Raw genomic sequence first — 26,708 nt, 5'->3', positions numbered from 1 at the left:
TCTACTACTTCGCCTGCGCGATGTCCGTGTCGATCTGCGCGGCGGTCTTCTGCAGACCCGCCTTCAGATCCTTCGCCTTGCCGCTCTCGTAGTCGTATCCGAACTGCTGGATCGTCACGAGGTAGGTGCCGCCGTTGATGGACGCGGGAGTCGTCGTCGAGTTCGGGTTCGACGCGATGTCCAGGAACGTCTTGAAGCGCGGGTCGTACTTCAGCTTCGGCGACTTGAGCGCGGCCAGCGTAGAGGGCACGTTGTGAATGGCGTTGGCGAAGCCGACCACCGCGTCCGTGTCCGTGGTCATGTATTTGACCAGTTCCCAGGCCGCGTTCCGCTTCTTGCTGGTGGCCGCGATGCCCGCGATGGTGCCGGTGATGTAGCCCTTGCCGTACTGGTCGGCCCGGTCGTCGGGAACGGGCAGCGGGGCGACACCGATCTCGAAGTCCGGCTTGGCCTCCTCGGCCATGCCGAGCCGCCACTCGCCGTCCAGCTGCATGGCGACCTGGCCGGTGTGGAAGGGGTGCCTGGTGCCCCATTCGTCACCGAGCTTGGAGCGGTACTTCTCCAGCTTCTGATAGCCGCCGAGTTCGTCGACCAGCTTCTTCTGGAGGGTGAATCCGGCCGTGAAAGCGGGGTCCTTGGCGAGGTTCGACTTGCCGCTGCTGTCGAAGTACGTCGGGGAGAACTGCCCGAAGTAGTGCTCGGTCGTGGACTCCCAGCCGTGGTAGTTCGGCATGAAACCCAACTGGGAGTAGGAGTCGCCCTTGGAGACGGTGAGCTTCTTCGCGTCCGCCTCGAATTCGGACCAGGTCTTCGGGGGGCTGGAGATCCCGGCCTTCTTGAATGCGTCCTTGTTGTAGTAGAGGCCGTACGCGTCACCGAGCAGCGGAACCGAACAGCGGTTGCCGTCGAACTGGGTGTACTCGTTCATCGCCTTCGGGAAGGTCGTCGCCGGGTCGATTCCCGCCTTCTTGAAGAAGGGGTTGAGATCGACCAGGGCGCCGGAGGAGCAGAACTTGCCCACGTTGTTGGTGGTGAACGAGGAGATCACGTCGGGAGCCTTGTCGCCGCCGGAGCGCAGGGCCTGGTTGATCTTGTCGTCGGTCATGTTGGCGACGATGTTGACGTGGATGTTGGGGTGCGCCTTCTCGAAGCCCGCGACCAGGGCCTTCACGCCCGCGATCTCGCCGGGCGCGCTCCAGGCGTGCCAGAAGTTGATCGTCGTGTCCTTGGAGGCGTCGTCGCTCGGGCCCGAGGACGACTGGCCGGTACAGGCGGTGGTGAGGAGGGCGAGCGAGGCGGAAGCGGCGAGAGCAGTGGCGACTTTCCTGGATATTCCGGGCATGGCGGGGTCTCCCTACGGCAGGGCGGCGGCGGTGGTGGTGGTGTTCGCGGGACGGTTCGCGGGACGGGGAGTCGGTCGAGGGGTGGGACTCAGCGGGAGGTGTCGAAGACCTCGTCGCGGGTGGCCGCCAGCGCGCTCTCCAACGCGCCGCGCAGCACGGGGTGTTCGTGTACGTCGCCGACCACGAGGCGCGGTCGGGAGGCGGCCAGCTCCTCCAGCTCCGCCTGCACCAGGACGCGCAGCGGTTCGCCGCCGGCGGTGAGCGAGGCGCCGCTGAGCACGACGAGTTCGGGGTCGAGCACGGAGACGAGCGAGGCGAGACCGGTGGCGAGACCGGTCGCGTACGTCTCCAGGAGCCGCAGGTGCGGCCCCTCGTTGATGCGGGCGGCCTGTTCGACGAGGGCGGCGGCGACCTCGGCGTAGGGCCCGGTCGGCACCGGCTGGATGCCCAGCTCGCGGGCGAGCTTGGGAATGGCCTGGGAGCCGGCCAGCTCCTGGTAGCCACCGCTGTTCGCCTTCGTCACCTGGCGTACGAGGGGTGCGCCGGGCACGGGCAGGAAGCCGACCTCGCCCGCGCCGCCGGTCCAGCCGCGGTGCAGTCGACCGCCGAGGACGAGGGCGGCGCCGAGGCCGCCCTCGTTCCACAGCAGTACGAAGTCCTCGTGCCCGCGCGCCGCCCCGAGCCGCTGCTCGGCGATGGCCACCAGGTTGACGTCGTTCTCGTACTCGACGGGCATCGGCAGCGCGGCCGCGAGCTCGTCGAGGAGGCTGGGGGAGTGCCAGCCGGGCAGGTGGGAGGCGTACCGCAGCCGCCCGGTGTTGGGGTCGAAGGCGCCGGGCGTCCCGATGACGAGCCGCTGGACGTCGCCCCTGGCGAGCCCCGCCGCCTTCACCGCGCCGTCGAGGGCGTCGGTGACCTGGCGTACGACGGGCTGCGCGGGGTGCCGGCCCGGGGTGGGCAGCTCGTACTCGCCCACGGTGCGGCCGGTGACATCGGCGACGGCGGCGAGGATGCGCTCGGGCGTGACGTCCAGGCCCGCCGCGTGGGCGGCCCTCGGATTGACGGCGTACAGCTGGGCGTTGGGGCCCGGCCGCCCCTCGCTCGTGCCGGTGGCCAGCACGAGTCCGGCGGCCTCCAGTCGGGCGAGGAGCTGGGAGGCGGTGGGCTTGGACAGCCCGGTCAGCTTTCCGATCCTGGTCCGCGAGAGCGGTCCGTGCGCGAGCAGCAGATCGAGGGCGGCGCGGTCGTTCATGGCGCGCAGGACGCGCGGGGTGCCCGGCGTACCGGCGGATCCTGCCATGTTTGTCGACACCTGCCTTTCAACTGCCCAGTCGCTCAGCTTCCCAGGGTGGCCGTGGGGAAGTCCACTGCAAGATCATTGTTAGGAAAGTTTCCTATTGGTGGGAGGAAGGTAGGCCGCGGGCCGCGGAGGCGTCAAGAGAAAGCGCCCCCGAGGCAACCGAGTCGTTACCTACGGGGGCGGAGTCCGGGTCTTGTTCGCTCAGTCCAGCTGGGTGAGGGTCGCGTTGCCGCCCGGTGCTGCCGCGTCGGCCGGAGGAAGCGCGGTGGGGTAGAGGCGGACGTCGCTGAGGCGGCCGTCGGCGTATTCGCCGTACGCGCCCTGGTAGAGGCGGCGGCCGAACTGGACGGGGCCGACGGCGTTCCAGTCGGTGCCGGTGTAGGCCTTCGTGGCGGACAGACGGCCGTTCACGTACAGCAGGAGCTGACCGGCGTCCGCGTCGAAGACCCCGACGGGCTCCGGGGCGAAGGTCGACGTCAACACCTGCAGTTCGACCGCCACGGCACAGAAGTGGACGATCGGCACCGACGGCACGGTGAAGGCGGCCGGACTGTGCCTGGACACGGCGGGCAACGCCACCGCTTCCGGGACGGGCGTGGTGGTGGACACCTGCTCGACCGACGCCACCCAGAAGTGGCGGGTCACCGCGACCGGCACCCTGGTCAACGCGGCCAAGAACACGATGTGCCTGTCGGACCCGGCGGCCAGCGCCACCAAGGCCACTCAGCTGACGCTGACCGCATGCGGCGGCAAGGGCCAGAACTGGTCGACGATCGCTGCCGGCGTGCTGCCGCCGGGCCAGACGCAGACGTTCACGTACGACGCGGAGGGGCGTACGGCGACGGTGTCGACCCCGTCCGGGGCCACCGACCGCACCAGCAAGTACCTCTACGACGCCGACGGCAACCTGCTGGAGCAGACGGCGTCGGTGGGTGGCACGGACAAGACCCGCGTCCTGTATCTCTTCGGCGGCGTCGAGCAGCTCACGCTCGATGTGGCGGCGAAGACGTGCACGGCGCTGCGGTACTACGCGGGCCCGGACGGCACGAGGATCACGCGTTCGTCCTCCGGAGGCGTCACCTACCAGGTCGCCAACGCCCAGGGCACGGCGACGACGGCGGTCGACGCGTCGACTCTGGCTGCCACGCGTCGCTTCTACGACCCGTACGGCAATCCGCGCGGCACGGAGCCCCCGACCTGGGTCTCCGCCGACGAGAACCACGGCTTCCTCGGCATGCCGGGCGACCCGGCCACCGGCCTGGACCTGCTCGGCGCCCGGAACTACGACCCCGTCCTCGGCCGCTTCCTCACCCCCGACCCGATCTTCCAGGTGGGCGATCCCAACCAGATGGGCGGCTATACGTACGCGGCCGACAACCCGGCCACCGGCTCGGACCCGACGGGGTACGACGACTGGGCGCACTCCGACCTGAACACGTGCGCGCCCGGATTCGTCTGCGGCGGCCACACGCCCCAGAAAACATCCAGTCCTGCGCCGACCAACACATCCAGTGGTAACAGCGGTAACAGTGGCGGTGGTGGCGGTGGTGGCGGTTGCCACGGGTTCTTCGGCTGCACGGGCCACTACCTGAAGAAGGCCGCGCCGTATGTCGCGGTCGGCATGGTGGCCACTGTCGTCATCATCGGGGCGGGTTCCTGCACCCTCGAATCCGGTGGGCTCCTTGCCCCCGGCTGCATCGAAGGCGGTGCCGCCGGCTTCACCGCCGCCTGTGGCGCGTTCCTCGGTGACTGCGGTCCCGGCCCCGGCGGTGACCCCACAGCCGAGGACGCAGGCGAGGACACACCACGCACCGAGGATGCCAACGCCGCGGCCAAGGCGGGTGCGAGCACCGAGGCCGTCGACGAAGCGGCCGCCGACGCCAAGGACTTGGCGGACATGAAGCGCGCCAATGCACAGGCGCACGCCGAGGAAGCCGATGCGGCGGCGGCCCGGCCGAGCAACGCCCACACGGGAACATCCGGCACCGAGCCGGGGGGTGGCTCAGAAGGCAGCGCGGGGACCGGCAGCACGGATGCAGCCGATGAGGCGCTGAGAGGAGCTGTTCACCAGCGGTACAAGAAGATCACCACTCAAGGCAGCCCCGAGTACCAGTCCAACAATGCGAGGGGACCGGTACTCACGGGCGCCATGGACAACGTGACCGGCAAGGTGACGTTCGGTCAGAACACGGGCATCCCGAATAATCTCCATCCCGTACTTCAGGACCGCCTTGACGCATTCGTGGGCGAAGGTGAACCGTTCAAGGGCGTACCCGGAAGTCACTCCGAGATAAACGCATTGAACGAGGGGCTGTGGGCCCGTACCGGATCCACTCTCGAGGATTTCACGGTCTACAATGTGAGGCTCAAGGGAACCCTGAAGGGGCAGCGCATCGTCCGCTGCGCCAATTGCATGCAACTGACGGACGGAGTACGGGAAATTGAATGAGGTCCCCGAGGATGAAATCGATTTTGACGAAGACCTCATTTATACGTTCAGGGGTGTTCCGTTCACCGGGGTCGGGTACGAGGAAGCGGATGGCCGAAGGGTCTCGGCCGTCTGCTACCTGGATGGCAAGCAGGATGGGTACTCCAGAAGCTGGTACGACGACGGAAGCCTGCGGGAGGAATTTTGTTACCGGCAGAACTCTCTCCATGGAAAACACGTCCTCTATGACGCCGATGGGCGTCTGCGGTTGGAGGAGCTCTATGAATACGGAATCCTTCTCTCCAAGGTCGAGCGCAATGCTGAAGGAGAATTCTCGGTCATCTTTGAATTGAAGTCCACGGATCCGCAGTGGAAGACCCTGAATGAATTCAGGAACCATTTCCAATGGTGATGGGGGGATTGCCGAGCGGGGGCCTTATGGCTTTATGAACGACAGCTGCTTGATTCACGTTCGTGATGTTCTCGAGGCGAGTGGCACTCGGATGACTATGGAGGTAGTAGACAATCAGTCGGAGAGGTTTGCGTACTTCGACGCGAAGTTGATCAGTCGACTCAAGGAACATCGGAAAAGCTGCTGATTCGTCCGGCAGTTTGAGTGGGGCTGGGGGGAGCATGACGATGCAAATCACTGGTTTGCTGGCTGTGGCGGACAATAGTGGGGCACCTTCGGATCCTCTTTTGAGGTGGGCCGTTTACTTCCTGTTGTGCGGCATCGGCCTCGTGGTCCTGGGCCGAAGATGGAAGAAGAGATATCCGGCGACAGGCAAGGCTGGGCTGGGAAGCATGCCCTTCGCGGCGAAGGCCTACAGCGTGATCGGTTGGCTGTGTGTGGCCTTCGGAGGTGTATGCCTGGCCGCTGCAATCGTGTGATGTCGGCTGCGCGCGCCGACGTGGCTTGCTCGGCTGACGGTGCGTGAACGACGAAGGCCGCCGGGTGGATTCCTCCAGCGGCCTCGGCTGGGGGCGCCAGCGAGAGTGCGGGCTGGGCCTATGAGCCGAATGGCTAATACCCTCTGCTGTGCCACCACAGCGCATGCTTCTCGCGAAAAGTAGGCCTTTTATCGTGACCAGTTCCGTCAGTAAGGCGCCATGGCTTTCTGCCCGCCTCGCGCAGGGTGCGATAGCCACGGCAGCCGCCGCGGACGTGTTCCGGGGAGTGGTCCTCAGGGCTCATCGCCTGCACCCCACGGAGGCGTCGCTGAGCAGGTCGGGATTCGCGTCGATGGTGTTCGTGTACCTGATGACGGCGGCGGTCGTGCTCTTTCTCGTGTGGTTCAGCCGCTGTCGACGGAACGCGCAAGTGCTCACTCCCGGGCCCCCGGCCGGATCCGGCGTCTGGGCGGTCGTCGCCTGGCTCGTACCGGTGGTCAACCTGTGGGTTCCGCGACGACTCGTCCTTGACGTCCAGCGCGCGAGCAGCACCGGGGCGACAGAGGCGGAACGCGACGAGGTCCTGATGAACGCCTGGTGGGTGACCTGGGTTGGGCACGCGGTGATCACGGTGGGGTCTCAGGGCGGCCGGGGAACCTCGATACTCCTCCTCGTGGTGTCGCAAGCGTTCAACCTCGCCGCCGCGGTCCTTGCGATCTGTGTGGTCCAGCGCATCACCGCACTGCAAAGCGCGGCGCTCCACGCAAACCCACCTTTCGAACCGCTTACTCACGCTTGACCGTGACGACGCCGAAACATCGAAAGGTTCGCTGAAGAAGTCGTAAAGGGGCCCCCGCCGCGGACGAATTCGTCCGCGGCGGGGGCCCCTTGGGGTGAGCCGGGGGAGGACTCGTCCTCGTTTACTTCACGTCGACGTAGTCGCCCGTGGCGGTCGCGGCGCCCGTGGTGGTCGTGCCCGCGAAGCTGTAGCGGTACGAACCGTCGGCGGAGGCCTTGACCGTGGTGGTCAGGGCGCCCTTGGAGCCGGAGGTCACCGTCTTGACCGTCTTGTAGGCGGTGGCGCCCTTGGCCTTGAACTGGAGGGCGACCGACTGGCCCGCGTAGCCGGAGTACTTGGTGGTCTCCCAGTCGGCGCGGGTGAGCGCGCCCTTGACGGTGAGGGTCTTGCCCTTGTTCACCGGCTCGGGGGTGGCGTCGGCGGTGAGCTTGGCGGCGCGCTTGATCTGGGTGGTGCCGAGGCCGCCCCACATGTCGTAGCCGTAGTTGACGCTGATGTGGTTGCCGGAGTCGTCGGTGGTCGAGGTGCTGAGGCCGTAGAAGCCGGCCACCTTCCAGGTACCGGCGTCCGACGCGCCGAAGAAGTAGTCCCGCGGCTCGATGGCGATGACCTCGGTGCAGGAGTTGGTGACCGTGGTGGCGGTCGTGGAAGTCGTGGTGCAGCTGGGGAGGTCGTCCGACTCCATCTCGTTCTGCATCTTCGAGAGCGACGATCCGCGGTAGAGCGCGATGCCCGCGATGCCCGTCTTGTTGTCGATGACGAGGCCGACCGGGTGGGTCAGGGTGTACGTGATCGGGACCTTCACCGTGCTGGTGGTGCCGACAACGATCGCCTTGCCGTTGTTGACCACCACGTTGGAGAAGGTGAGGTCCGGCGTGGCGGCCGACGCGGACGGCACGACCAGGGCGGACAGAGCCAGGGCACCGGAAACGGCGGCGCCTATGGCGAACTTGCGCATGGATTCCCCACATTCGAAGCGGGCCCCTGGGCGTGGAGCTCCAGAACAAGGGCCCGCTGTTGAGGCGACAGTAGACGGCCTCCGGATGTGGCCGAAATACGGGGGGCATGTGAAGAGGGTTAATTCCGCGTCAGGGCGCGGGTGTGATGCCGGTGCGTCAGGAACGTTGCCGGTGCCGATCACGGCTTCGTTACGACCGGTCGGCGTGCGGGTGGGGCAAGGTGCATGCCTTTGTGGCGATGCGCCCCTCTGGGGCGGGCGGCGTCGCCGCGCAGGGTGACGGGACTGAGGTGCTCTGCCATCACCTTCACAGATTCCACTTCTTATGATCCGCCGCATGAAGGTGAACCGTTTGGTACGGGCTGGGGCGACTTGCCCGGTCGCGGCCTTCGCCGTGTCCTGTGGGGGCGGTGATGGCGAGAATCGTTCGGTCTCCGGGGAACGTTCCCGGGTGGCAGCCGCAGCATCCAGCGCATCGCCGTCCTGCTCGAAGGCGTCGATACGGTGGGGCAAGGTGACGGTGGGTACGAAGCTGATCGCCGTGTCGCAGTTGGTGACGGTGGAGGACGGCCAGGACGTCGGGTGGGTAAAGCTCTCGCCCCGCCACGTGCGGACCGTGACGTCACGTATCGAGGCGAGCGGCGGCAGAGTTCCGACGCGGCGCGTCTTCGCCTCCCTGGCCTCGATGAAGTGCGGGATCGTGCCGGAGCAGGGCAAGTGGTTCCGCGAGGCCTACGACCTGGTCTGCCCGGGGGCTCGCGCATGAAGCTCGTGAAGCTGCTGATGGCCTGCTGGCGCGCGGCCGCGGCCAGGTGCGTGCCGTTGGCGCTCACCGTGATGTTCATCGACCTTGTGAACGACGGTTTCACCTGGGATTTCGTGAGCGGGGAACTGGTCTTCATCCCTCTGACATGGGGGATCCTCACGTTCGCGACGGCGGCCGTCGGGGTCCGGTTGCTGCGGCGGCGCGCCGGTGCGGCCGGCATCCCGCTCTCCGTCGAGGCGCTGGACGACCGGCAGACGCACGTACTGCGCCCGGTGCCGGTCTCGGACGGATGGCAGGAGCGGGTCCGCGAAAAACTGGCGGCATCGGAGCGGGCGTTCCTCGTCGCCGAGAAGGGCCACGAGGAGGTCCACTTCCGGTGGCGTCCCGGGCGGGGGAAGCAGTCCGTCTGGGGATCGATGTCCTTCGAAGCGCCCTCGGGAGACGTCGTCCTCGACGTCCGGGACGGTGAGGGACTCCTGGGGGTGGCCGGGCTGGGCAAGGGGTCCTCGTTCGCTGCGGTGTGCCAGATAGCCGGGGCCACCGGGCTGGAGTCCGGGACCGGCCGTGGATGAGCGGTCGTGGTACGGGGTCCGGTGTGTCTTCCGCCATCGTGAACTGGGCGTCTACGAGGAGCGGGTGACGCTGTGGACCGCAGGCTCCCTGGACTAGGCCATCGGCTGTGCGGAGGCAGAGGCGGGTGAGTACTGCGCGGCGCTGGGGGAGGCCGAGTACACGGGCTTCGCCGAGGCGTTCCGGATGGACGGGGCGCCGGGCATGGGGGCGGAGGTCTTCTCGCTCATGCGGGAGAGTGACCTGCCTTCCGGCGCCTATGTGGGGAAGTTCTTCGCGACGGGGCGTGAGCGGACCGGCTGACGGCTGAGCGTGGGAGGTCGAGCGGCCGGTCGACGAGATCGCCGTACGTGAGTCGATGGCTGATGCCGGAGCTGTGGACCTGCTCTTACGTGCGAGGGGGCGGCACCCGGGTCTTCCGGGTGCCGCCCCCTCGCACGTACGGCCGGGGCCTACTTCGGTGCGCTCGACGAGGCCGGGGCCGAGGCGGGGGCCGGGATGGGGGCGGTCGCTTCCGACTGGGGGGAGGCCGGGTTGCCGAGGACCGACGGGGCCGCCACCGCGGCGCTCGGGTCGACGGGCACCTCCTCCGGGGGCACCGTGGGGCCGCCGACGATGCGGATGTCCGCGGCGTCGAAGGCGCGCTTGACGCGCCAGCGCAGTTCGCGTTCGACGGACAGGGACTTGCCGGGCATGGTCTTCGCCGAGAGGCGGACGACCATCGAGTCGAGCAGGACGCTGTCCAGGCCGAGGACCTCGATCGGGCCCCACAGGCGCTCGTTCCAGGGCTCTTCCTTGGTCATCGCCTCGGCGACCTCGTCGAGGGTGCGCTTCACCTTGTCCAGGTCCTCGTTCGAGCGGACCGTGACGTCGACGCCGGCCGTGGCCCAGCCCTGGGAGAGGTTGCCGATGCGCTTGACCTCGCCGTTGCGGACGTACCAGATCTCGCCGTTGTCGCCGCGCAGCTTCGTCACGCGCAGGCCCACCTCTATGACCTCACCGGAGGCGACCCCCGCGTCGATCGTGTCGCCGACGCCGTACTGGTCCTCAAGGATCATGAAGACGCCGGAGAGGAAGTCCGTGACCAGGTTGCGGGCGCCGAAACCGATCGCCACACCCGCGACACCGGCGGAGGCCAGCAGCGGGGCCAGGTTGATCTGGAACGTGCCCAGGATCATCAGCGCGGCGGTGCCCATGATCAGGAAGGACGCGACCGAGCGGAGGACCGAGCCGATGGCCTGCGAGCGCTGCCGGCGGCGCTCGACGTTCACCAGCAGGCCGCCCAGGGCCGTGCCGTCGACCGCCTGGACCGTGCGGGTCATGCGATCGATGAGCTTGGTGATCGCCCGCCGCACCACCACTCTCAGTATCCCCGCGATCACCAGGATCAACAGGACGCGCAGACCGATCGCCAGCCACGTGGACCAGTTCTGCTCGACCCAGCTGGCGGCGTTGGTCGCGCTCTCCTGGGCGTCCTGAAGCGTGGCGGTCGTCGGGTCCGTCGTCGCCGAGGGGGACGGCGACGGGGTGGGCCCCGAGGCCAACAGGGCGGTCAAGAACACGGCAGGTACCTCCAGGCGTAGCGGTCCGCCCGCGGCTCGGGGACATGTGAGGACAGCGGCGGGCAGAACCACCACACTAACGGGGCAACGCGCGAGGCTTGTTGCAATGTTCGAGGGAGAGACCCTACTCACCTGGGGATGAAAGAGGGTGTGGTCGAAAACACTCCCAGCCCGTTACCGGGACATGGTGGCGCTTCCACCAGGCAAGAGGGGAGACTGACTGCAGATCGTCCCGGCGCGAGCCACGCGCCGCCGGCGTACAAGGAGGCATCCGTGCCGCACGTCCTGGTCCTCAACGCGTCGTACGAGCCACTCGGCGTCGTACCGCTCCGCCGCGCGCTCGTCCTCGTCCTTGAGAACAAGGCCATCTGCCTCGAGGAATCCGGCGCCTTTATGCACAGCGCAACCGTTACTGTCCCCGCACCCAGCGTGGTCCGGCTGAAGAGGTTCGTACGGGTCCCTTACCGGGGGCCCGTTCCGCTGACCCGTCGGGCACTGTTCGCCCGCGACGGCGGCCGGTGCATGTACTGCGGTGGCGTCGCAACCAGCGTCGACCACGTCATCCCGCGCTCCCGCGGAGGTCAGCACGCCTGGGACAACGTGGTGGCGTCATGCCGCCGCTGCAACCACACCAAGGCCGACCGCCACCTGGTCGAGATCGGCTGGCGCCTGCGCCACAAACCCGCCCCGCCGACGGGGCTCGCCTGGCGCATCATCGGAACGGGGCATAGGGACCCGCGCTGGCTGCCCTACCTGCAGCCGTACGGCGCGGAGGATGCGATGGCCCGGATCGACGGCATTTCCGCCTGACGATCCGGGCCTTTGTGTTCCCTGCGGCTCTCCCGCCGTGTCCCTGTCGTGCCGTTCCGGCTCCCCAGGAGGACCCCCGAGCCTCCCGGGGAGCCGGTCGTGCCCGCAGGGCGGACGGTGTGCGGGTCACGCATTTCAGGTGCGGGGCGGTTCAGATGTGGCGCAGCCCTGGTGGAGCGTGGCTCAGGTGTAGCGCAGCTCCGCCGGGTGCACGGAGCGGCGCAGTAGCGGCAGTGACGTGGCCGCGGCGAGCAGACACGCCGCGTAGACGGCTACCGGTACCAGCAGCGGCATGAGCAGCGGTACGGATCCCACGCCCGCGGCGATCGACGCGTACCCGGCGCCGATGCCCAGGCCGCCGAGGCCCGCCAGCGCGACCGCCGGGGCCAACGGCAGGGCCGTCTCCAGGAGCAGCGCCCGGCCCAGTACGGCCGCCGGCACCCCGGCGGCGGCCTGCGCGGCCAGGCCGCGGCGGCGGGTGGCCAGGGACTCGGCGGTGCCCACGGCGAGGCCGGAGAGGGTGATCGCGAGGGCGATCAGGACGGCGGCGCCGGTCAGGTTGATGCCGGTGGTGTAGAAGGACATGCTCGCGGCGAGGGAGTCGGGCCCGCGTCCTTCGAGCTCCTGCAGCAGCACCTGGCGGATGCCGAGGAAGCCGGTTCCCACGACGGTCACCAGGAGGACGGCGGCGTGGTTGCGGGAGGCGGCCCACGGGTCGTCGCGCAGGCGTTCGGCGGCGATCAGTACCGCCGGGTTCCCGGTACGGGCCGGGAGCCGACGTCCGATGCGCCGGGCCGTGGCGCCGGCCAGCCAGACGGCCCCCATACCGGTGACGATCACCAGGGCGAGGGCCAGCAGCGGAGCCGTACTGAATCCGCCGAAGGTTGTTGGTGCCATCACGATTCCTACGGTCAGCAGGAACAGCGACGCCACCAGGAACGCGCCCCCCGGGCCCCGGCCCGTCCGTGGGTGCACCCGGCGCACCCAGCCCAGCGGCGAGGCGACCACACGGCGCAGGGCGAGCGTGCTCACCAGTGCGCCCAGCACGGGTACGGCGACCGTGATCAGCGCGAACCCGGCCCACACGACGGCGGGCGGACGCTGCCACTGGCTCAGCAGGAGCAGCGCGGAGAAGACCGCGGCGACCGCCGAGCCCACGAGAGCGGCGAGCCCCGCCTCCAGCGCGGCGATCCGCCGCACCTGAGGCGCGGAGGCCCCCGCCAGACGCAGCCCGGCCAGCCGTCGGTCGCGGTGCACGGCACCGATGCGGGCGCACTGCCCGAGGAAGCCCAGCACCGGGACCAGCAGGAGCAGCAGCGCGAGGACGATGCCCGAGCGCTCGCCGGGCTGGTCCAGCAGGCCGTTGCCGAGGCGCACGCTGTACTGCCCGTGGAGCGAGGCGACCGCGGCGGCGGCCAGGCCGAAGCCCGTGGCGAGCCCCGCGCCCACCGCCGTGAGCGTGACCCGCCACCACTCCCGCCGGTCGGAACCGCGGGTCAGCAGCAGCGCGAGCCGCAGTTCGGTCCTCATCGGGACACCTCCACGGAGGTCCCGGCGGCGAAGGCCCGCGCCGCGTCGTCGACCACGAGCCCGTCGCGCAGCGCCACCTCGCGGTCCGCGTACGCGGCGACCCGGGCGTCATGGGTGATCAGCAGGACGGCGGTGCCGGACTCGCGGGCGGTGTGGGTGAGGGCGGTCATGACCTGCTCACCGGCGAGCGAGTCGAGCGCGCCGGTCGGCTCGTCCGCGAAGACGATCCGCGGGCCGGTGACGAGCGCCCGCGCCAGCGACACCCGCTGGGCCTGGCCGCCGCTCATCTCGCCGGGCCGCAACGCCTCCTGCCCCCGAACGCCGAACCGCTCCAGCCACTCATCGGCCTGCTCCCGCGCCGCCGTACGCGCGGTACCCGCGAGGAGCAGGGGCAGCGCCACGTTGTCGAGGGCGGTCAGCTCCGGGATCAGCTGCCCGAACTGGAAGACCACCCCGAAGTCGGTACGGCGCAGCTCGCTGAGCCGGCTCTCGGGGAGCCGGTCGAGGCGTTCACCGGCGTAGTCCACGGTGCCCTCGTCGGGGCGGACGATCCCCGCCAGGCAGTGCAGCAGCGTGGACTTGCCGCTGCCGCTGGCCCCGGTGACGGCCAGGATCTCGCCGGTCCGCAGTTCCAGCGTGGCGCCGCGCAGTGCCGGGGTGGAGCCGTGCGTCTTGACGAGGCTTCGGGCCGTCAGCAGGGGAGTGCCCCGGTCACTGCTCGTACTGCTGCTCGTACCGCTGCTCGTACTGCTGCTCATGCTGCGTCGACCTCCGCGGTCAGAGTGGTGAGCCGGGCCGCTGTGGTGTCCATCCAGCGGAGATCGGCGTCGAGGTGGGTGAGGGCGTAGTCGGCGGAGAGCACGGTCGCGAGATCGGCGCCCGGGCTCGTCTTCACCGCGGTCAGCTCGCGCATCCGCGCCATGTGCGCGGCACGCTGCGCCCGCAGATAGCCGGCGGCGTCCGTCGAGGCGAGGATCCCGACGACGACCTTGGCGAAGATCTCGTTCGTCACGAAGGGCGCGGGCGGGGCGATCTCCGCGGCCCAGCGGGCCAGTTCACGGGCCCCGTCCTCGGTGGAGCGGTACATGGTGCGCTCCGGGCCGCCGTCCGAGTCGGTCCCGTCGAGCTCGGCGAGTCCGTCGCGGACCAGGCGCTGCAGGGTCGTGTAGACCTGCCCGTAGGCCAGCGGGCGGGCCTGCGGGAAGCGTTCGTCGTGCCGTCGCTTGAGGTCGTAGCCATGACTCGGGCCTCCGGCGAGCAGCCCCAACAGGATGTGACGGGTGCTCATACAGATCAGTATGCACTCGATATATGTACTGAGTGAATAGTGATCGTCGAAAGGTTCTCGGGGAACTCGGCAAGCTCGAGGGAGTCGGGCTCCACCCGAACAGAATGTGACCAGACGCACGTTGTCCGTCCGCATACGTCTGCCCCGGCGCCCGCTGGGTAGAGCTGCGATAACCCGCTTCCCGCCGTACGACGACAAGGAGACCCCCGTGGCCGCATCGGCACACCTTCTGCTCTCGGCCCTCTCCAAACGCCCGACGGAGCCCTCCGTCGAGCCCCACGTGTGCGTCTTCAGCGCCGAGGGCGCCTCCGCCGAACCCCCGCTGACCAGCGAACCTCCCCTCCCTGACGCCGAGCCGCTGACCAGCGAACCGCCGCTGGCCGACGCCGCGCACCTGACCAGCGAGCCCGTCTCCACCGGCGCCGCCACGGACATCTCGGGGGTATAGATGGCGCCTCGCCCGCCCGCGGACCCCTCGCCCGCCGGCTCCTCGCCGGCCGGCCCTCCCGACCCGCACGCACCGCTGGCGCGGCTCGCCGCACTGCACGGCGTCGCCACCTCCTACAGCCCCTCACCGGACCGTACGGTCGCGGCCACGGACACCGCGGTCGTCGCGGCCCTGGCGGCGCTCGGCGTCGACGTGAGCACCCCGGACGCCGTCCGCGCGGCCCTCGCCGCCCGGGAGGCCGAGACACGGGAGCGGCTGCTGCCGCCGACGGTGGTGTGCTGGGGCGGCAGCCCGCCCGCCGCGCTCGCCGGACTGCCGACCGGCACCCGGCTGCGCATCACCACCGAACAGGGCGAGACCCGCGCCGCCGCCGAGCAGCTCCCGCCCGGCGTCCACACCCTGCACGTCGCCGCCCCCGACGGCCGCACCGCCGAGGCCCACCTCGTCGCCGCCCCTGCCCGGCTGCCCGCGCCGCCCGGACGCACGTACGGACTCCTCGTCCAGCTCTACTCCCTCCTCTCCCGGCGCTCCTGGGGCATGGGCGACCTCGGTGACCTCGCCGAACTCACCGCCTGGGCCGGCCGGGCGCTCGGCGCCGGATTCGTGCAGGTCAACCCCCTGCACGCGGCCGTACCCGGCATCCCCACCGACCCCTCCCCGTACCGGCCCTCCTCCCGCCGCTTCCCCGACCCGGTCCATCTGCGGGTCGAGGACATCCCCGAGTTCGCTTACGTCGACGACCCGGGCCGGGTAGGGGTGCTGCTGGAGCGCGCCGAGCGACTGCGCGCATCCGTGCTCGACAAGGGCGCGTTGATCGACCGTGACGCCGTGTGGGAGCTCAAGCGCGAGGCGCTGGAACTGGTGTGCCAAGTGCCGCTCGGGCCCGGCCGACGCGCCGCCTACGTCGACTTCCTCGCCGAGGAGGGCGAGGCGCTGGAGGACCACGCCACCTGGTGCGCGCTCGCCGAGGCCTACGGCCCCGAGTGGCAGCGGTGGCCGGTGGGCCTGCGTGACCCGCGCTCACCCGAAACCACCCGCGCCCGCGGCGAGTTGATGGACCGCGTCGACTTCCACAGCCGCCTCGCCTGGCTCACCGACGCCCAGCTCGCCACCGCCCAGCGCTCCGCGCGCGACGCCGGGATGGCGGTGGGCCTCGTGCACGACCTCGCGGTCGGAGTGCATCCCGGCGGAGCCGACGCCTGGGCGCAGCAGGAGTACTTCGCGGCGGGCATGTCCGTCGGCGCGCCCCCGGACGCCTTCAACGCACGCGGCCAGGACTGGGGCCTGCCGCCCTGGCGCCCGGACCGCCTCGCCGCCTCGGGCTACGCCCCCTACCGCCGCCTCCTGCGCGCCCTCCTCCGGCACGCCGGCGCCCTGCGCATCGACCATGTGATGGGCCTGTTCCGGCTCTGGTGGGTGCCGCAGGGGCAGCCGCCCACCGAGGGCACGTACGTCCGCTACGACGCCGAGGCGATGCTCGCGATCCTGACCCTGGAGGCCTCGCGGGCCGGGGCCCTGGTGATCGGCGAGGACCTCGGCACGGTCGAGCCCGGCGTGCGCGAGACGCTGCACGAGCGCGGGGTGCTCGGCACCTCGGTGCTGTGGTTCGAACGGGACTGGGACGGCGACGGGAAGCCCCTGCCCCCCGAGCGCTGGCGCCCCGACTGCCTGGCCACCGCCACCACCCACGACCTGCCGCCCACCGCCTCCCGGCTCACCGGCGACCACGTCGAACTCCGCGACCGGCTCGGCCTGCTCACCGGCTCACTGGAGGACGAGCGGACCGCGGCCACGGCGGACACGGGGGAGTGGCTGGCGCTGCTCGCCCGCCTCGGGCTGCTGCACGGAGCGGGCGACGCGGGTTCGGCGGTGTCGGAGGAGGCCGAGATCCAGGCCGTGCACCGCTTCCTGCTGCGCACCCCGGCCCGCATGATCGGCGTATGGCTCCCGGACACGGTCGGGGACCGGCGACCGCAGAACCTGCCGGGCACGTGGGACCAGTACCCGAACTGGCGGCTGCCCATCGCCGACGCGGAAGGCCGCCCGGTGACCCTGGAGGAGCTCGCGGCCTCGCCCCGGCTGTACGCGCTGATCGACGTGCTGAGGGGACGGTCCGGGGATCGCGGCGGACGCGGCGGACGTGGTGGCCGCGGGAGCGACGACCGGGGTGACGGTGGGAGTGCGCGTGGGCGTGGCGGAGGCGGGTGAGCGGGCGTGAGCGGGGTGTCCCGGGTGTGTGAGCGGGGCGTCCGGGCGGGGGTGCGGCCTCCGTACGGCACCCCGGGCGCGCGACTCATTCAGGTGTTCGCTACGTTTGCACCGTGGACAAGAAGAACGCCCTGCGCGCCGGCGCCCTGGCTTCCGGTACGACGCTGATGATGCTGCTCATGTCGTCCCCCGCGCTCGCGCTGACCCGCGACGACGGTGACGACCCCGGCAAGGGCCTGAGCGTGATCGAGACGCTCGGCCTCTACGTCGTGACGCCGATCGTCCTGTTCCTGGTCATCGCGGGCCTCGTGATGGCCTTGGACAAGTCCGACAAGCAGCCGAAGCGGACCTGATTCCGGCTCGCTACCTGAAGCCCCGGCCGCGCGCCGAGGCCTGGATCCTTCTCGATCGAGGGAGTCCGCGCACCCACCGGGTGCGGGGACTCCCTCGATGTGTTTTCGAGTCCCTCGACGTGTTCTCGGGGGGACCGGCGAGGACCCACACGCCTTCAAGGCCGACTGGGTGGGGAAGAACAACGTGTCGCGTTCGACGCGATGCGTGACGGCGAGGGCAGGGTCGTCCTCGTGAGCAAGGACGGGAAGATCTTGGTTCCGACGCATTACAGGTACCGGCCGTGAGCGCGTTCCGGATCTACCTGAGGGTGGTCAGCGAGTCCCTGCAACCGGAGGAGATCTCCGCGCGGCTGGGGACCGGGCCCGACGAGGCGACCGCGATCGGCAGCCGTAGGCGCCCCCAGTCGCCGCCGCGCACGCATGCGACCTGGAGCCGGCACGTCTCGGCCGCGGGCGGGCCCGGGCGGCCGGAGGATCTCGAAGCGGTGGTCCTCGGCTGGGGGCCGGAGTTCGCCGCCACCCTGGGGCGGCTGGCCGCTTCCGGGGACGCCCACGTCTCCCTGGTGGTCGTCCAGGAGCTCACCGATCCCGAGGACCCGCGGCAGAAGGGCATCTTCCTGGGCGCGCCCCTGCTGGCCTGGCTGGCCGAGGCCGGGGCGTCGCTGGACATCGATCAGTACGTGTACTACGACTGCGACGACCAGCGGGGCGACGGCGACCCCGGCCAGTAGTGCTTCGTCAGGTTCTGCCTGTACTGGTCGGCACTGGTCGGCGTCTGGGCTTTCGGGTCGAGCCGCCCGACGCCGAGGACGGCGGCACGCGCCTAGATCTCAACCCGTGGGTTGAGGCGGAAACCCACCCTCGGCTCCACCCTGGAGCCGAGGTGGTTCCGCGTCGTGAAGCGCAAGCTCATGGGCATGACGACGACCGATTACGTGATCTCCGCGTCCCTCATCCTCCTCGTGATCCCGCAGATCCGAGGCGTCCGGCAGACGCTGCACAACACGCTGCTGCCGCTCGTGGCCGTCGCCGCCGCGGCCGCCTACTACCTCAAGTCCTTCCCGACCCAGGGGCACGACCTCGGACTCGACATCGCCGGTGTCGTCGCCGGCGCGGTCCTGGGCGTCGCCTGCGGCGCGGCCACCCGGCTGAGCCGCGCCTCGGACGGGATCGCGTTCGCCCGCGCCGAGGCACTCGCCGCGCTCCTGTGGATCGTCGGCATGGCCTCGCGCGCCGGATTCGAGTACTGGGCCACTCATGGCGGTTCCGGGAGCCTGGCGCGGTTCAGCCAGGACAACCTGATCACCGGTTCCGCCGCCTGGACCGCCGCGCTGCTGCTGATGGCACTGGCTCAGGTTCTGGGCCGGCTCGCCGTGATACGTGTCAGGTCGAGCCGGGTCGCCACGGCGGGCTGAGGCCCTCAGGGCCTGGTTCGGGGCCCAGCCGAGACCCTAGGCGCCGGTGCCCATCAGCAACTCACGCAACAGGGCGGCCAGTTGACCGGCTCGTTCCTCGTCGAGGTGGGCCAGGGCCTCCGTCTGGACGGCGAGCCCCGCGCCGACGGCCTCGTCGATGAGCCGCAGCCCCTTGTCCGTGAGCGTCACCTGGAGTCCGCGCCGGTCGTGCGGGTCGGGGGAGCGCCGTAGCAGCCCCGCGCGTTCCAGCTTGTCCAGGCGCCCGGTCATTCCGCCGGTCGTGAGCATAAGCGTCGCCGAGAGCTGCCGGGGCGAGAGGGTGTAAGGGTCGTCCGAGCGACGGAGGGTCGCGAGCACGTCGAACTCCCCGCGCGAGATCCCGTAGGGCGCGTACGCCTTCTCCATCCGGTCGCCCATCGTGCGGGCGAGCCGGAAGACGCGGCCGAAGACCTCCATCGCGGCGGTGTCGAGGTCCGGCCGGACGGTGGCCCACTGCTCGATGATCGCGTCGACGGAGTCCTGGGGCGTCTTCATGGGGGCGAGTATCCGCCGAGTGGTCGATTGCCCGCAAGAAAGTGGCTGACGAGGAAGTAGCTGGCGAGGGAGTTGCTGGCGAGGGAGTTGCTGGCGAGGGAGTTGCTGACGAGGGAGTTGCTTGGGGGTGAGTCGCTTGGAGGTGAGTTGGTCAGTGAAAAGTAGCTTGACCCAAAGTCGCTTAGAGCTAAGCTACTTTCCACTGACCTACTTTGGAATCGGGTGCCCCCATGGCCGCGAACGCGAACCGTCCCGCCCTCATAGCCCTGACCGCACTGGCCCCCATCTCCTGGGGCAGCACCTACGCCGTCACCACGGAGCTCCTCCCCGCCGACCGCCCCCTGTTCACCGGGGTGATGCGAGCCCTGCCCGCCGGGCTGCTGCTCCTCGCGCTGGCCCGGGTGCTGCCGCGCGGCGCCTGGTGGGGGAAGGTGGCGGTGCTGGGCGCGCTGAACATCGGCGCCTTCTTTCCGCTGCTGTTCCTCTCCGCGTATCGGCTGCCCGGCGGCATGGCGGCGGTCGTCGGCTCGGTCGGGCCGCTGTTCGTCGCGGGCCTCGCGGCGCTGCTGCTCGGTGACCGCCCGACCCTGCGGACGCTCCTCACCGGTATCGCCGCGGCCCTCGGCGTCAGCCTCGTCGTGCTGAAGGCGGCGGGCGCGCTGGACGCGGTGGGGGTCCTCGCGGCGCTCGCCGCGACGGCGTCGATGTCCACCGGCACGGTGCTCACCAAGCGGTGGGGTCGGCCGGACGGGGTCGGTCCGTTGGCGCTCACCGCCTGGCAGTTGACGGCGGGCGGGCTGCTGATCGTCCCGGTCGCCCTCCTGGTCGAGGGCGCGCCGCCCGCGCTGGACGGCCGGGCGGTCGGCGGATACCTGTACCTCGCGCTGGCGAACACGGCGGTGGCGTACTGGCTCTGGTTCCGGGGCATCGGCCGGCTCAGCGCCACCCAGGTCACCTTCCTCGGCCCGCTGTCGCCGCTGACCGCGGCCGTCATCGGCTGGGCGGCGCTGGGGCAGTCGCTGACGCCGGTGCAGGTGGCGGGGATGGTTCTGGCGTTCGGGGCGACGGTGTTCGGCCAGCTCGGGCCGCGTGGCGGGCGGCCGGCTCCCGCTGACCAATCTCGCCGAGCAAGATCTCGACCAGCGTCCAGACCCAGCCCTGTGGGTCCTCGATCTCGGCGCGGATGCCGTGGATGACGCTGCCGATGCGGACGTTGCCGTCGATCGTGCGGTACGGCCGGTGCTCGGGCTTGATCCGGGGCCTGCGGAGCGTGTCGACCGGCACCGTCACCAGGACCCCTTCCCGTTACAGGTACATGCCTTGACACTCTGGTCCCCCGAGTCGAGCCTTGACGAGACGCGGTCGGCGATCGCGCCCGCAACGCTCAACGTCCCTAATGACGAGAGGAGTTGGGGTGCCCACCACGATGGTGATCCGCCCGTTGGACAAGAAGGAGACCACGGGCGACAGCAGCGGAGGCAACGGCGGCTGAACCGTTTCGCCGGACAGGTACTCGGCCACCGCAGAGCCCACACAGAGAGGGGGCCACATGGCCGCCAAGATCGTGATCCGTCCGCTGGACAAGAAGGAGACCACCGGGGACAGCAACGCGAACGGCACCTGACCGGCGCCCGGCATGCGGGGAACTCCGTATCCCACCCTCGGTGAGCTGCTGCGACGCGCTCGCGCGACGGTGGCGGCACGACCCGGTGCACTGCGGTTGCGTGCCGTCGGGACCTCGCGTGCCGGCCGGCCGCTGTGGCTGCTGTCGGCCGGACACGGCCCCCGGCACATCCTCACGGTCGCTGGCGCGCACGCCAACGAACCGGTGGGCGGGGTCACCTCGCTCTTTCTGGCCGAGAGGTTCGCGCGGGAGCCCGCGCTGCTCCAGGAGTCCGGTTGCACCTGGAACTTCCTGCTCTGCCTCGACCCCGACGGCGCGAGCCTCGCGGGGCGCTGGCTGACCGGGCGGTCCGGCGAGCGGCCGCCCGGCGAGGGACCGGCGGCCGAGGCCTCGCCGACCCTCCGGGGCTACTACCGGCGCTTCTACCGGCCCGCCTTCGCCGCGCAGCCCGAGTTTCCGCCCGTCGCGAGTGACCCGCGTCCGGTGATGCCGGAGTCCGAGGCGCTGGTGCGGCTCATCGACGAACTGCGCCCGGTCGTGCAGTTCTCGCTCCACGGCGTCGAAGTGGGCGGATCCTTTCTGCAGTTGACTCGCGCGGTGCCGGGGGCGGCGGCCGCCTACCGTCGGATCGCGGCGGACCTCGGCATTCCGCTGGAACACCGGCCGTTCGACGGCATGGGATGGCTGGCCGAGAGCCCGGGCGTGCTCGTCCTGCCGGACAGCAGCCCCACCGAGGAACGGGACCCGTCCGGCTTCACCTCACAGGCGACCTGGCTGTACGCGATGCGGCACGGAACCGTGTCGGCGGTCGTCGAGGCGCCCTTCTGGAGCGTGGCGGGCGTCAGCGATCCACGACCCGTCGCCGAGCCCCGGCGCGAGGTCGCGGAGGCGAGCGAGATCCTGCTCGGCCGGGCCAAACAACTGGAGGCGGTGGTCGGGGAACTGGGGCCCAGGTCACCGGAGACCCCCGAAGAGATCGCCCACTTCACCGCCGCCCGCGAGCTCATGGACATCGGCCCCGGAGTCGTGGACACCTGGAACTCCGCCGAACTCGCCACCACCGTGGGCAACTCCGTCTCGCTCGGCGTCGCCGCCCGGCGCATCCCGCTGCGCGCGGCGGCCATGATGCGGCAGGCCCTGGGCGGCGCCCCCGCGCTGGACACCCTCGTGGAGACCTGGGCACGTGAGCTGGCGAGCACCTTCGACGCCCGCTGGGTTCCCGTGGCCGACCAGACCGAGCTCCAGATCCGCACGATGCTCGCACTCGCCCGCGCCCTGGTGTGACCCCGGGCCCCACACGCGCCCCCCACACGCCCCCACCCGCGCGCTCATGCGAAAGGGGGCTCCCGGCACGACGCCGGGAGCCCCCACTCACGTACGACGGACTACGCGGACGCCGCCGCCGCGTCCGCCGCCTGGGCCTTCAGCGCGCGCTCGACCCCGGAGCGGGACTCCGAGATCAGGCGCCGCAGGGCCGGGGTGGGCTCGGCCGAGGCCAGCCACGCGTCCGTCTTGGCGAGGGTCTCCTCGGAGACCTGGACGGACGGGTAGAGACCGACCACGATCTGCTGGGCGATCTCGTGCGAACGGGCGTCCCAGATGTCCTTCACCACGGAGAAGTACTTGTCCGTGTACGGGGCGAGCAGTTCGCGCTGGTCGGTCTGCGCGAAGCCGCCGATCACCGCTTCCTGCACGGCGTTCGGGAGCTTGTCGGACTCGACGACCGCGGCCCAGGCCTCCGCCTTCGCCTCCTCGGTGGGACGCGAGGCCCGGGCCGTCTCCGCGTGCCGCTCACCGGCCGCCGTCTTGTCGCGCTCCGCCTCGGCGCCGATCTCCGCCTCGTCGTAGCGTCCGACCGCCGCGAGCCGCTGGACGAACGCCCAGCGCAGCTCGGTGTCGACGGCGAGGCCCTCGATGCTCTCCCGGTCCTCCAGCAGGCCCTCCAGGAGGTCCAGCTGCTCCGGCGTACGGGCGGTCGTCGCGAAGGCACGCGCCCAGGCGAGCTGGTGGTCGCTGCCGGGCTCGGCGGCGCGCAGGTGCGCGAGCGTCGCGTCCGTCCAGCGGGTCAGCAGCGCCTCGCGGGCCGTCGGGTCGGCGTACAGCTCGATCGCCAGCTTCACCTGGCGCTGCAGCGACTGCACGACACCGATGTCGGACTCCTTGCCGATGCCCGACAGGACCAGGGACAGGTAGTCGCGGGTGGCGAGCTCACCGTCGCGGGTCATGTCCCAGGCCGAGGCCCAGCACAGGGCACGCGGCAGGGACGACTCGAAGTCGCCGAGGTGCTCGGTGACGAAGGCGAGCGAGTCCTCGTCGAGGCGGACCTTGGCGTACGACAGGTCGTCGTCGTTGAGCAGGAAGACCGCCGGGCGGCGCCCCCCGACCAGCTCCGGTACGGCCGTCAGCTCGCCGTCGACGTCCAGCTCGACGCGCTGGTCGCGCACCAGCTTGCCGCTGTCGTCGTCGAGGTTGTAGAGACCGATCGCGATGCGGTGCGGGCGGAGGGTCGGCTCACCCTTGGCACCCTCCGGGAGCGCCGGAGCCTCCTGACGGATCGCGAAGGAGGTGATGACCCCGTTCGCGTCGGTCTCGATCTCCGGCCGCAGGATGTTGATGCCCGCGGTCTGGAGCCACTTCTCCGACCAGGTCTTCAGGTCACGCCCGGAGGTCTCCTCCAGGGCGCCCAGCAGATCGCTCAGGCGCGTGTTGCCGTAGGCGTGCCGCTTGAAGTACGCCTGCACGCCCTTGAAGAACTCGTCCATGCCGACGTAGGCGACGAGCTGCTTCAAGACGCTCGCCCCCTTCGCGTACGTGATGCCGTCGAAGTTGACGAGGACGTCGTCCAGGTCGTTGATCTCGGCCATGATCGGGTGGGTGGAGGGCAGCTGGTCCTGCCGGTACGCCCACGTCTTCATGGAGTTGGCGAAGGTCGTCCAGGAGTGCGGCCAGCGCGACTGGGGGGCGTAGGCCTGGCAGGCCGCCTCGGCGTAGGTGGCGAACGACTCGTTCAGCCACAGGTCGTTCCACCACTCCATGGTGACCAGGTCGCCGAACCACATGTGGGCCAGCTCGTGCAGGATCGTGGCGGCCCGCACCTCGTACGCGGCGTCGGTCACCTTGGACCGGAACACGTACTGGTCGCGGATCGTCACCGCGCCCGCGTTCTCCATCGCGCCGGCGTTGAACTCCGGCACGAAGAGCTGGTCGTACTTCTTGAACGGGTACGCGTAGTCGAACTTCTCCTGGAACCACTCGAAGCCCTGCCGGGTGACCTCGAAGATCGCGTCCGAGTCGAGGAACTCGGCGAGCGAGGGCCGACAGTAGATGCCGAGCGGCACGCTCTGTCCGTCCTTCTCATACACGCTGTGCACGGAGTGGTACGGCCCGACGATCAGCGCGGTGATGTACGTGGAGATCCGCGGCGTCGGCTCGAAGACCCAGGTGTCGTCCTTGGGCTCGGGCGTCGGGGAGTTGGAGATCACGGTCCAGCCCGTGGGCGCCTTCACGGTGAACTGGAAGGTGGCCTTCAGGTCGGGCTGCTCGAAGCTCGCGAACACCCGGCGCGCGTCCGGGACCTCGAACTGGGTGTAGAGGTAGGCCTGCTGGTCGACGGGGTCGACGAAGCGGTGCAGACCCTCACCGGTGTTGGTGTACGCGCAGTCGGCCACGACACGCAGGACGTTGCGGCCCTCCAGGAGCCCCGGAAGCGCGATCCGCGAGTCCTTGAACACCTCGGCGGGATCGAGAGGGTCCCCGTTCAGGGTCACCTCGTGAACGGCGGGAGCCACCAGGTCGATGAAGGTCTCCGAACCGCTCTCCTCGACGTCGAAGCGCACCGTGGTAACGGACCGGTAGGTGCCGCCCTCCTGCGCGCCCGAGAGGTCGAGATCGATCTCGTACGAGTCAACGGTGAGCAGCTTCGCGCGCTGCTGCGCCTCTTCGCGGGTCAGGTTTGTGCCAGGCACGCGGTCATCTCCTCGTTATGTGACGGTTGCGCCATCCTTCCATGGGACCTGCACGGATGCGATGTCCGTTTCCCGCCGGTGCCAGGCAGGCGCGGGCGCGAGCCTGGAGACATGACGACGCACACGACCATGGACGCGACGACGTACACGGCACGTCCCATCGATCCGGCGGTCCTGAAGGATCTACGCACAGCTGACGATGCGGACCGTCCGATGGTTCCCTTCGCGGACGAGGAGGGCGGCGCGCCGCTGCGCTGCTGTCTGCGGCGCAGCGAACCGGGGGAGCGGATCGCCCTCGTCTCCTACGCGCCGCTGCGCCGCTGGGCCGCCGGGACGGGCGTCGACCCGGGCGCGTACGACGAACAGGGCCCGGTCTTCATCCACGCCGACGACTGCCCGGGCCCCGACCTGCGCGGCCACCCCTTCCCGGGCGCTCACCGCACGGTCCGCCGCTACTCCGCCGAGGGCCGCATCCTGGGCGGCCGTCTGGTCGGGAACCCCGAGGCCCTCGACGGCGCCTTCGACAAGGCCTTCGCGGAGGCCTTCGCCGACCCGGAGGTGGCGCTCGTCCACGTACGGGCCGTGGAGTACGGGTGCTTCCTCTACGAGGTGCGGCGGGCGTGAGAAGGGGCGGTCACCGTGCGGTGACCGCCCCCGGGGCGCGTTGTGCGGGTGTCAGCCCTTGAGCTCCGTCAGCCCTTGAGTTCCGCCGCCACCAGCTCCGCGATCTGGACCGCGTTCAGTGCGGCGCCCTTGCGGAGGTTGTCGTTGGAGACGAAGAGGGCGAGACCGTGCTCGGCCGTCTCGTCGGCGCGGATGCGGCCCACGTAGGACGCGTCCTGGCCGGCGGCCTCGAGCGGGTTCGGGATCTCGGAGAGGGTGACGCCCGGGGCGCCGGCCAGCAGCTCGGTCGCGCGCTCCACGCTCAGCGGACGCGCGAAGCGGGCGTTCACCTGGAGGGAGTGGCCGCTGAACACCGGGACGCGGACACAGGTGCCGGAGACCTTGAGGGCGGGGATCTCCAGGATCTTGCGGGACTCGTTGCGGAGCTTCTGCTCCTCGTCCGTCTCGTGCAGACCGTCGTCGACGATCGACCCCGCGAGCGGGAGCACGTTGAAGGCGATGGGGCGCTTGTAGATCCCCGGCTCGGGGAAGTCGACCGCGCCGCCGTCATGGGTCAGCTTGTCGGCGTCCGCGGCGACCTTCAGTACCTGCCCGTGCAGCTCGGCCACGCCCGCGAGGCCGGAACCGGACACCGCCTGGTACGTCGCGACGACCAGCGCCTCGAGGCCCGCCTCCTCGTGCAGCGGCTTCAGGACCGGCATCGCGGCCATCGTCGTGCAGTTCGGGTTGGCGATGATGCCCTTGGGGCGGTCGGCGATCGCGTGCGGGTTCACCTCGGAGACCACCAGGGGCACCTGCGGGTCCTTGCGCCACGCCGAGGAGTTGTCGATCACGACCGCGCCCTGCGCGGCGACCTTCTCGGCCAGCGCCTTGGAGGTCGCGCCGCCCGCGGAGAACAGCACGATGTCCAGGCCGGAGTAGTCCGCCGTCGCCGCGTCCTCCACCGTCACACCGTCGAGCACCGTCCCGGCCGAACGCGCCGAGGCGAACAGCCGCAGCTCCTCGACCGGGAACTTCCGCTCGACGAGGATCCTGCGCATGACTGTGCCGACCTGACCGGTGGCTCCGATGATTCCGACCCTCACGGCGACTCCCTTAGCGTGCGTTTTCCATGGTCCAGCGCTTCCATCATGCGTCTGACCGGTGCCCGCGTGTCCAATCCTTTGCCCGTGCCGCCCGAGGAATGGGACGTGTCCGCCGTACGGCATTGCTGCGGCATCCGAAAGAAAACCGTCCGTCGGCCGCCGGGGACCGCAAGCCGTACGGCGTGGGCGTCCTCACCGGCCCCGGCC

Annotated in this window: 26 protein-coding genes and 1 pseudogene; 15 read left to right on the top strand and 12 right to left on the bottom strand. The window is 70.2% G+C overall.

The annotated features are described in order from the left end of the window. Nucleotides 1-4: 4 nt before the first annotated feature. The 3 genes from OG798_RS21215 to OG798_RS21205 form a co-directional block, all read right to left on the bottom strand. Nucleotides 5-1,342: an ABC transporter substrate-binding protein gene (locus tag OG798_RS21215; protein WP_267061802.1), complete on the bottom strand. Its 1,338-nt coding sequence runs from the start codon at nucleotides 1,340-1,342 to the stop codon at nucleotides 5-7. An 89-nt stretch (nucleotides 1,343-1,431) separates the two neighbouring features. Next, a complete protein-coding gene (locus OG798_RS21210; protein ID WP_095854637.1) occupies nucleotides 1,432-2,643 on the bottom strand; it encodes an ROK family transcriptional regulator in 1,212 nt (403 codons plus the stop codon). 201 nt (nucleotides 2,644-2,844) lie between these two features. Beyond that, entirely contained in the window at nucleotides 2,845-3,126 is a 282-nt protein-coding gene (locus tag OG798_RS21205) for a LamG-like jellyroll fold domain-containing protein (RefSeq protein WP_261684861.1), read from the bottom strand. Between the two features lie 31 nt (nucleotides 3,127-3,157). On the opposite strand from OG798_RS21205, the pseudogene OG798_RS21200 reads away from it, so the two are divergent. The 4 genes and pseudogenes from OG798_RS21200 to OG798_RS21185 all read left to right on the top strand — a co-directional run. Continuing rightward, a pseudogene (locus tag OG798_RS21200) lies at nucleotides 3,158-3,349 on the top strand (ricin-type beta-trefoil lectin domain protein); the annotation flags it as partial. Next, nucleotides 3,326-5,092 (top strand): RHS repeat-associated core domain-containing protein, encoded by a 1,767-nt coding sequence (locus tag OG798_RS21195; protein ID WP_267063830.1) that lies wholly within the window; start codon nucleotides 3,326-3,328, stop codon nucleotides 5,090-5,092. The pseudogene OG798_RS21200 and the gene OG798_RS21195, both read left to right, overlap by 24 nt. After that, complete coding sequence (locus OG798_RS21190) at nucleotides 5,085-5,483, top strand: toxin-antitoxin system YwqK family antitoxin (protein WP_267061801.1); 399 nt, start codon at nucleotides 5,085-5,087, stop codon at nucleotides 5,481-5,483. Before OG798_RS21195 ends, OG798_RS21190 begins: the two co-directional genes overlap by 8 nt. 642 nt (nucleotides 5,484-6,125) lie before the next feature. Continuing rightward, nucleotides 6,126-6,761, top strand: coding sequence for a DUF4328 domain-containing protein (locus tag OG798_RS21185; protein ID WP_328757521.1), 636 nt, complete (start codon nucleotides 6,126-6,128; stop codon nucleotides 6,759-6,761). 121 nt (nucleotides 6,762-6,882) lie between these two features. Here the strand turns inward: OG798_RS21185 and OG798_RS21180 are convergent, their stop codons facing one another. Beyond that, nucleotides 6,883-7,719 (bottom strand): hypothetical protein, encoded by an 837-nt coding sequence (locus OG798_RS21180; protein WP_267061799.1) that lies wholly within the window; start codon nucleotides 7,717-7,719, stop codon nucleotides 6,883-6,885. 451 nt (nucleotides 7,720-8,170) lie between these two features. On the opposite strand from OG798_RS21180, the gene OG798_RS21175 reads away from it, so the two are divergent. After that, a complete protein-coding gene (locus OG798_RS21175; RefSeq protein WP_267061798.1) occupies nucleotides 8,171-8,485 on the top strand; it encodes a hypothetical protein in 315 nt (104 codons plus the stop codon). Next, nucleotides 8,482-9,057: a hypothetical protein gene (locus tag OG798_RS21170; protein ID WP_267061797.1), complete on the top strand. Its 576-nt coding sequence runs from the start codon at nucleotides 8,482-8,484 to the stop codon at nucleotides 9,055-9,057. The genes OG798_RS21175 and OG798_RS21170 overlap by 4 nt, the downstream gene beginning before the upstream one ends. 93 nt (nucleotides 9,058-9,150) lie before the next feature. Here OG798_RS21170 and OG798_RS21165 read toward each other — a convergent pair whose 3' ends face one another. Both OG798_RS21165 and OG798_RS21160 read right to left on the bottom strand, forming a co-directional pair. Then, nucleotides 9,151-9,285 (bottom strand): hypothetical protein, encoded by a 135-nt coding sequence (locus tag OG798_RS21165; RefSeq protein WP_267061796.1) that lies wholly within the window; start codon nucleotides 9,283-9,285, stop codon nucleotides 9,151-9,153. A 222-nt stretch (nucleotides 9,286-9,507) separates the two neighbouring features. Continuing rightward, nucleotides 9,508-10,632, bottom strand: a complete 1,125-nt coding sequence (locus OG798_RS21160) for a mechanosensitive ion channel family protein (RefSeq protein ID WP_095858071.1) — start codon at nucleotides 10,630-10,632, stop codon at nucleotides 9,508-9,510. A gap of 258 nt (nucleotides 10,633-10,890) precedes the next feature. Between OG798_RS21160 and OG798_RS21155 the strand changes: the two genes are divergently transcribed. Then, nucleotides 10,891-11,427 (top strand): HNH endonuclease, encoded by a 537-nt coding sequence (locus tag OG798_RS21155; protein ID WP_067370302.1) that lies wholly within the window; start codon nucleotides 10,891-10,893, stop codon nucleotides 11,425-11,427. A gap of 183 nt (nucleotides 11,428-11,610) precedes the next feature. Here the strand turns inward: OG798_RS21155 and OG798_RS21150 are convergent, their stop codons facing one another. Genes OG798_RS21150 through OG798_RS21140 form a run of 3 tightly spaced genes read right to left on the bottom strand, consistent with a single transcriptional unit; the run spans nucleotide 11,611 to nucleotide 14,245 of the window. Continuing rightward, nucleotides 11,611-12,957, bottom strand: coding sequence for an ABC transporter permease (locus tag OG798_RS21150; protein ID WP_267061795.1), 1,347 nt, complete (start codon nucleotides 12,955-12,957; stop codon nucleotides 11,611-11,613). Continuing rightward, the gene (locus tag OG798_RS21145) at nucleotides 12,954-13,715 is read right to left on the bottom strand and encodes an ABC transporter ATP-binding protein (RefSeq protein WP_097225920.1); all 762 of its coding nucleotides are present in this window, start codon (nucleotides 13,713-13,715) and stop codon (nucleotides 12,954-12,956) included. The genes OG798_RS21150 and OG798_RS21145 overlap by 4 nt, the downstream gene beginning before the upstream one ends. Continuing rightward, the gene (locus tag OG798_RS21140) at nucleotides 13,712-14,245 is read right to left on the bottom strand and encodes a PadR family transcriptional regulator (RefSeq protein WP_267061793.1); all 534 of its coding nucleotides are present in this window, start codon (nucleotides 14,243-14,245) and stop codon (nucleotides 13,712-13,714) included. The genes OG798_RS21145 and OG798_RS21140 overlap by 4 nt, the downstream gene beginning before the upstream one ends. Before the next feature lie 208 nt (nucleotides 14,246-14,453). On the opposite strand from OG798_RS21140, the gene OG798_RS21135 reads away from it, so the two are divergent. From OG798_RS21135 to OG798_RS21115, 5 genes are all read left to right on the top strand, one after another. Next, entirely contained in the window at nucleotides 14,454-14,693 is a 240-nt protein-coding gene (locus tag OG798_RS21135; RefSeq protein ID WP_095854647.1) for a hypothetical protein, read from the top strand. Next, nucleotides 14,694-16,901, top strand: a complete 2,208-nt coding sequence (gene malQ / locus OG798_RS21130) for a 4-alpha-glucanotransferase (protein WP_328757520.1) — start codon at nucleotides 14,694-14,696, stop codon at nucleotides 16,899-16,901. Between the two features lie 113 nt (nucleotides 16,902-17,014). Further along, nucleotides 17,015-17,254 (top strand): hypothetical protein, encoded by a 240-nt coding sequence (locus OG798_RS21125; RefSeq protein ID WP_267061791.1) that lies wholly within the window; start codon nucleotides 17,015-17,017, stop codon nucleotides 17,252-17,254. A 281-nt stretch (nucleotides 17,255-17,535) separates the two neighbouring features. Beyond that, the gene (locus OG798_RS21120; RefSeq protein WP_328757518.1) at nucleotides 17,536-17,985 is read left to right on the top strand and encodes a DUF4279 domain-containing protein; all 450 of its coding nucleotides are present in this window, start codon (nucleotides 17,536-17,538) and stop codon (nucleotides 17,983-17,985) included. Nucleotides 17,986-18,171: 186 nt separating this feature from the next. After that, nucleotides 18,172-18,669 carry a hypothetical protein gene (locus OG798_RS21115; RefSeq protein ID WP_121418487.1) on the top strand — a complete coding sequence of 166 codons (498 nt, stop codon included), beginning with the start codon at nucleotides 18,172-18,174 and terminating at the stop codon, nucleotides 18,667-18,669. Between the two features lie 36 nt (nucleotides 18,670-18,705). Here the strand turns inward: OG798_RS21115 and OG798_RS21110 are convergent, their stop codons facing one another. Continuing rightward, on the bottom strand, nucleotides 18,706-19,203 hold the full coding sequence (locus OG798_RS21110) for a MarR family winged helix-turn-helix transcriptional regulator (RefSeq protein WP_121416136.1): 498 nt from the start codon (nucleotides 19,201-19,203) through the stop codon (nucleotides 18,706-18,708). Between the two features lie 230 nt (nucleotides 19,204-19,433). Between OG798_RS21110 and OG798_RS21105 the strand changes: the two genes are divergently transcribed. Together OG798_RS21105 and OG798_RS21100 are read left to right on the top strand one after the other, a co-directional pair. Next, a complete protein-coding gene (locus OG798_RS21105; protein ID WP_328757517.1) occupies nucleotides 19,434-20,399 on the top strand; it encodes an EamA family transporter in 966 nt (321 codons plus the stop codon). A 440-nt stretch (nucleotides 20,400-20,839) separates the two neighbouring features. After that, the gene (locus tag OG798_RS21100) at nucleotides 20,840-22,111 is read left to right on the top strand and encodes a M14 family zinc carboxypeptidase (RefSeq protein ID WP_121416137.1); all 1,272 of its coding nucleotides are present in this window, start codon (nucleotides 20,840-20,842) and stop codon (nucleotides 22,109-22,111) included. 101 nt (nucleotides 22,112-22,212) lie between these two features. Here the strand turns inward: OG798_RS21100 and pepN are convergent, their stop codons facing one another. Continuing rightward, a complete protein-coding gene (gene pepN, locus OG798_RS21095; protein WP_097225930.1) occupies nucleotides 22,213-24,792 on the bottom strand; it encodes an aminopeptidase N in 2,580 nt (859 codons plus the stop codon). 111 nt (nucleotides 24,793-24,903) lie between these two features. On the opposite strand from pepN, the gene OG798_RS21090 reads away from it, so the two are divergent. Then, a complete protein-coding gene (locus OG798_RS21090) occupies nucleotides 24,904-25,416 on the top strand; it encodes a DUF1203 domain-containing protein (protein ID WP_095854654.1) in 513 nt (170 codons plus the stop codon). Nucleotides 25,417-25,484: 68 nt separating this feature from the next. Here OG798_RS21090 and OG798_RS21085 read toward each other — a convergent pair whose 3' ends face one another. After that, nucleotides 25,485-26,501, bottom strand: coding sequence for an aspartate-semialdehyde dehydrogenase (locus OG798_RS21085; RefSeq protein ID WP_097225932.1), 1,017 nt, complete (start codon nucleotides 26,499-26,501; stop codon nucleotides 25,485-25,487). Nucleotides 26,502-26,708 lie beyond the last annotated feature (207 nt).

Source organism: Streptomyces sp. NBC_00271, assembly GCF_036178845.1.
Lineage (GTDB): Bacteria > Actinomycetota > Actinomycetes > Streptomycetales > Streptomycetaceae > Streptomyces.
The sequence above is the reverse complement of the archived record's forward strand: the minus strand, read 5'-3'. Positions and strand labels throughout refer to the sequence as shown.

Bases quoted from the DNA above. Each gene is read 5' to 3' on its own strand.
- OG798_RS21140 (WP_267061793.1), bottom strand. From the start codon at position 14,245: ATGAGCACCCGTCACATCCTGTTGGGGCTGCTCGCCGGAGGCCCGAGT.
- OG798_RS21090 (WP_095854654.1), top strand. From the start codon at position 24,904: ATGACGACGCACACGACCATGGACGCGACGACGTACACGGCACGTCCC.
- OG798_RS21165 (WP_267061796.1), bottom strand. From the start codon at position 9,285: ATGAGCGAGAAGACCTCCGCCCCCATGCCCGGCGCCCCGTCCATCCGG.
- OG798_RS21100 (WP_121416137.1), top strand. From the start codon at position 20,840: ATGCGGGGAACTCCGTATCCCACCCTCGGTGAGCTGCTGCGACGCGCT.
- OG798_RS21105 (WP_328757517.1), top strand. From the start codon at position 19,434: ATGGCCGCGAACGCGAACCGTCCCGCCCTCATAGCCCTGACCGCACTG.
- OG798_RS21215 (WP_267061802.1), bottom strand. From the start codon at position 1,342: ATGCCCGGAATATCCAGGAAAGTCGCCACTGCTCTCGCCGCTTCCGCC.
- OG798_RS21145 (WP_097225920.1), bottom strand. From the start codon at position 13,715: ATGAGCAGCAGTACGAGCAGCGGTACGAGCAGCAGTACGAGCAGTGAC.
- OG798_RS21170 (WP_267061797.1), top strand. From the start codon at position 8,482: ATGAAGCTCGTGAAGCTGCTGATGGCCTGCTGGCGCGCGGCCGCGGCC.
- OG798_RS21210 (WP_095854637.1), bottom strand. From the start codon at position 2,643: ATGGCAGGATCCGCCGGTACGCCGGGCACCCCGCGCGTCCTGCGCGCC.
- malQ (WP_328757520.1), top strand. From the start codon at position 14,694: ATGGCGCCTCGCCCGCCCGCGGACCCCTCGCCCGCCGGCTCCTCGCCG.
- OG798_RS21180 (WP_267061799.1), bottom strand. From the start codon at position 7,719: ATGCGCAAGTTCGCCATAGGCGCCGCCGTTTCCGGTGCCCTGGCTCTG.
- OG798_RS21195 (WP_267063830.1), top strand. From the start codon at position 3,326: ATGTGCCTGTCGGACCCGGCGGCCAGCGCCACCAAGGCCACTCAGCTG.
- OG798_RS21185 (WP_328757521.1), top strand. From the start codon at position 6,126: ATGCTTCTCGCGAAAAGTAGGCCTTTTATCGTGACCAGTTCCGTCAGT.
- OG798_RS21150 (WP_267061795.1), bottom strand. From the start codon at position 12,957: ATGAGGACCGAACTGCGGCTCGCGCTGCTGCTGACCCGCGGTTCCGAC.
- OG798_RS21115 (WP_121418487.1), top strand. From the start codon at position 18,172: ATGACGACGACCGATTACGTGATCTCCGCGTCCCTCATCCTCCTCGTG.
- OG798_RS21110 (WP_121416136.1), bottom strand. From the start codon at position 19,203: ATGAAGACGCCCCAGGACTCCGTCGACGCGATCATCGAGCAGTGGGCC.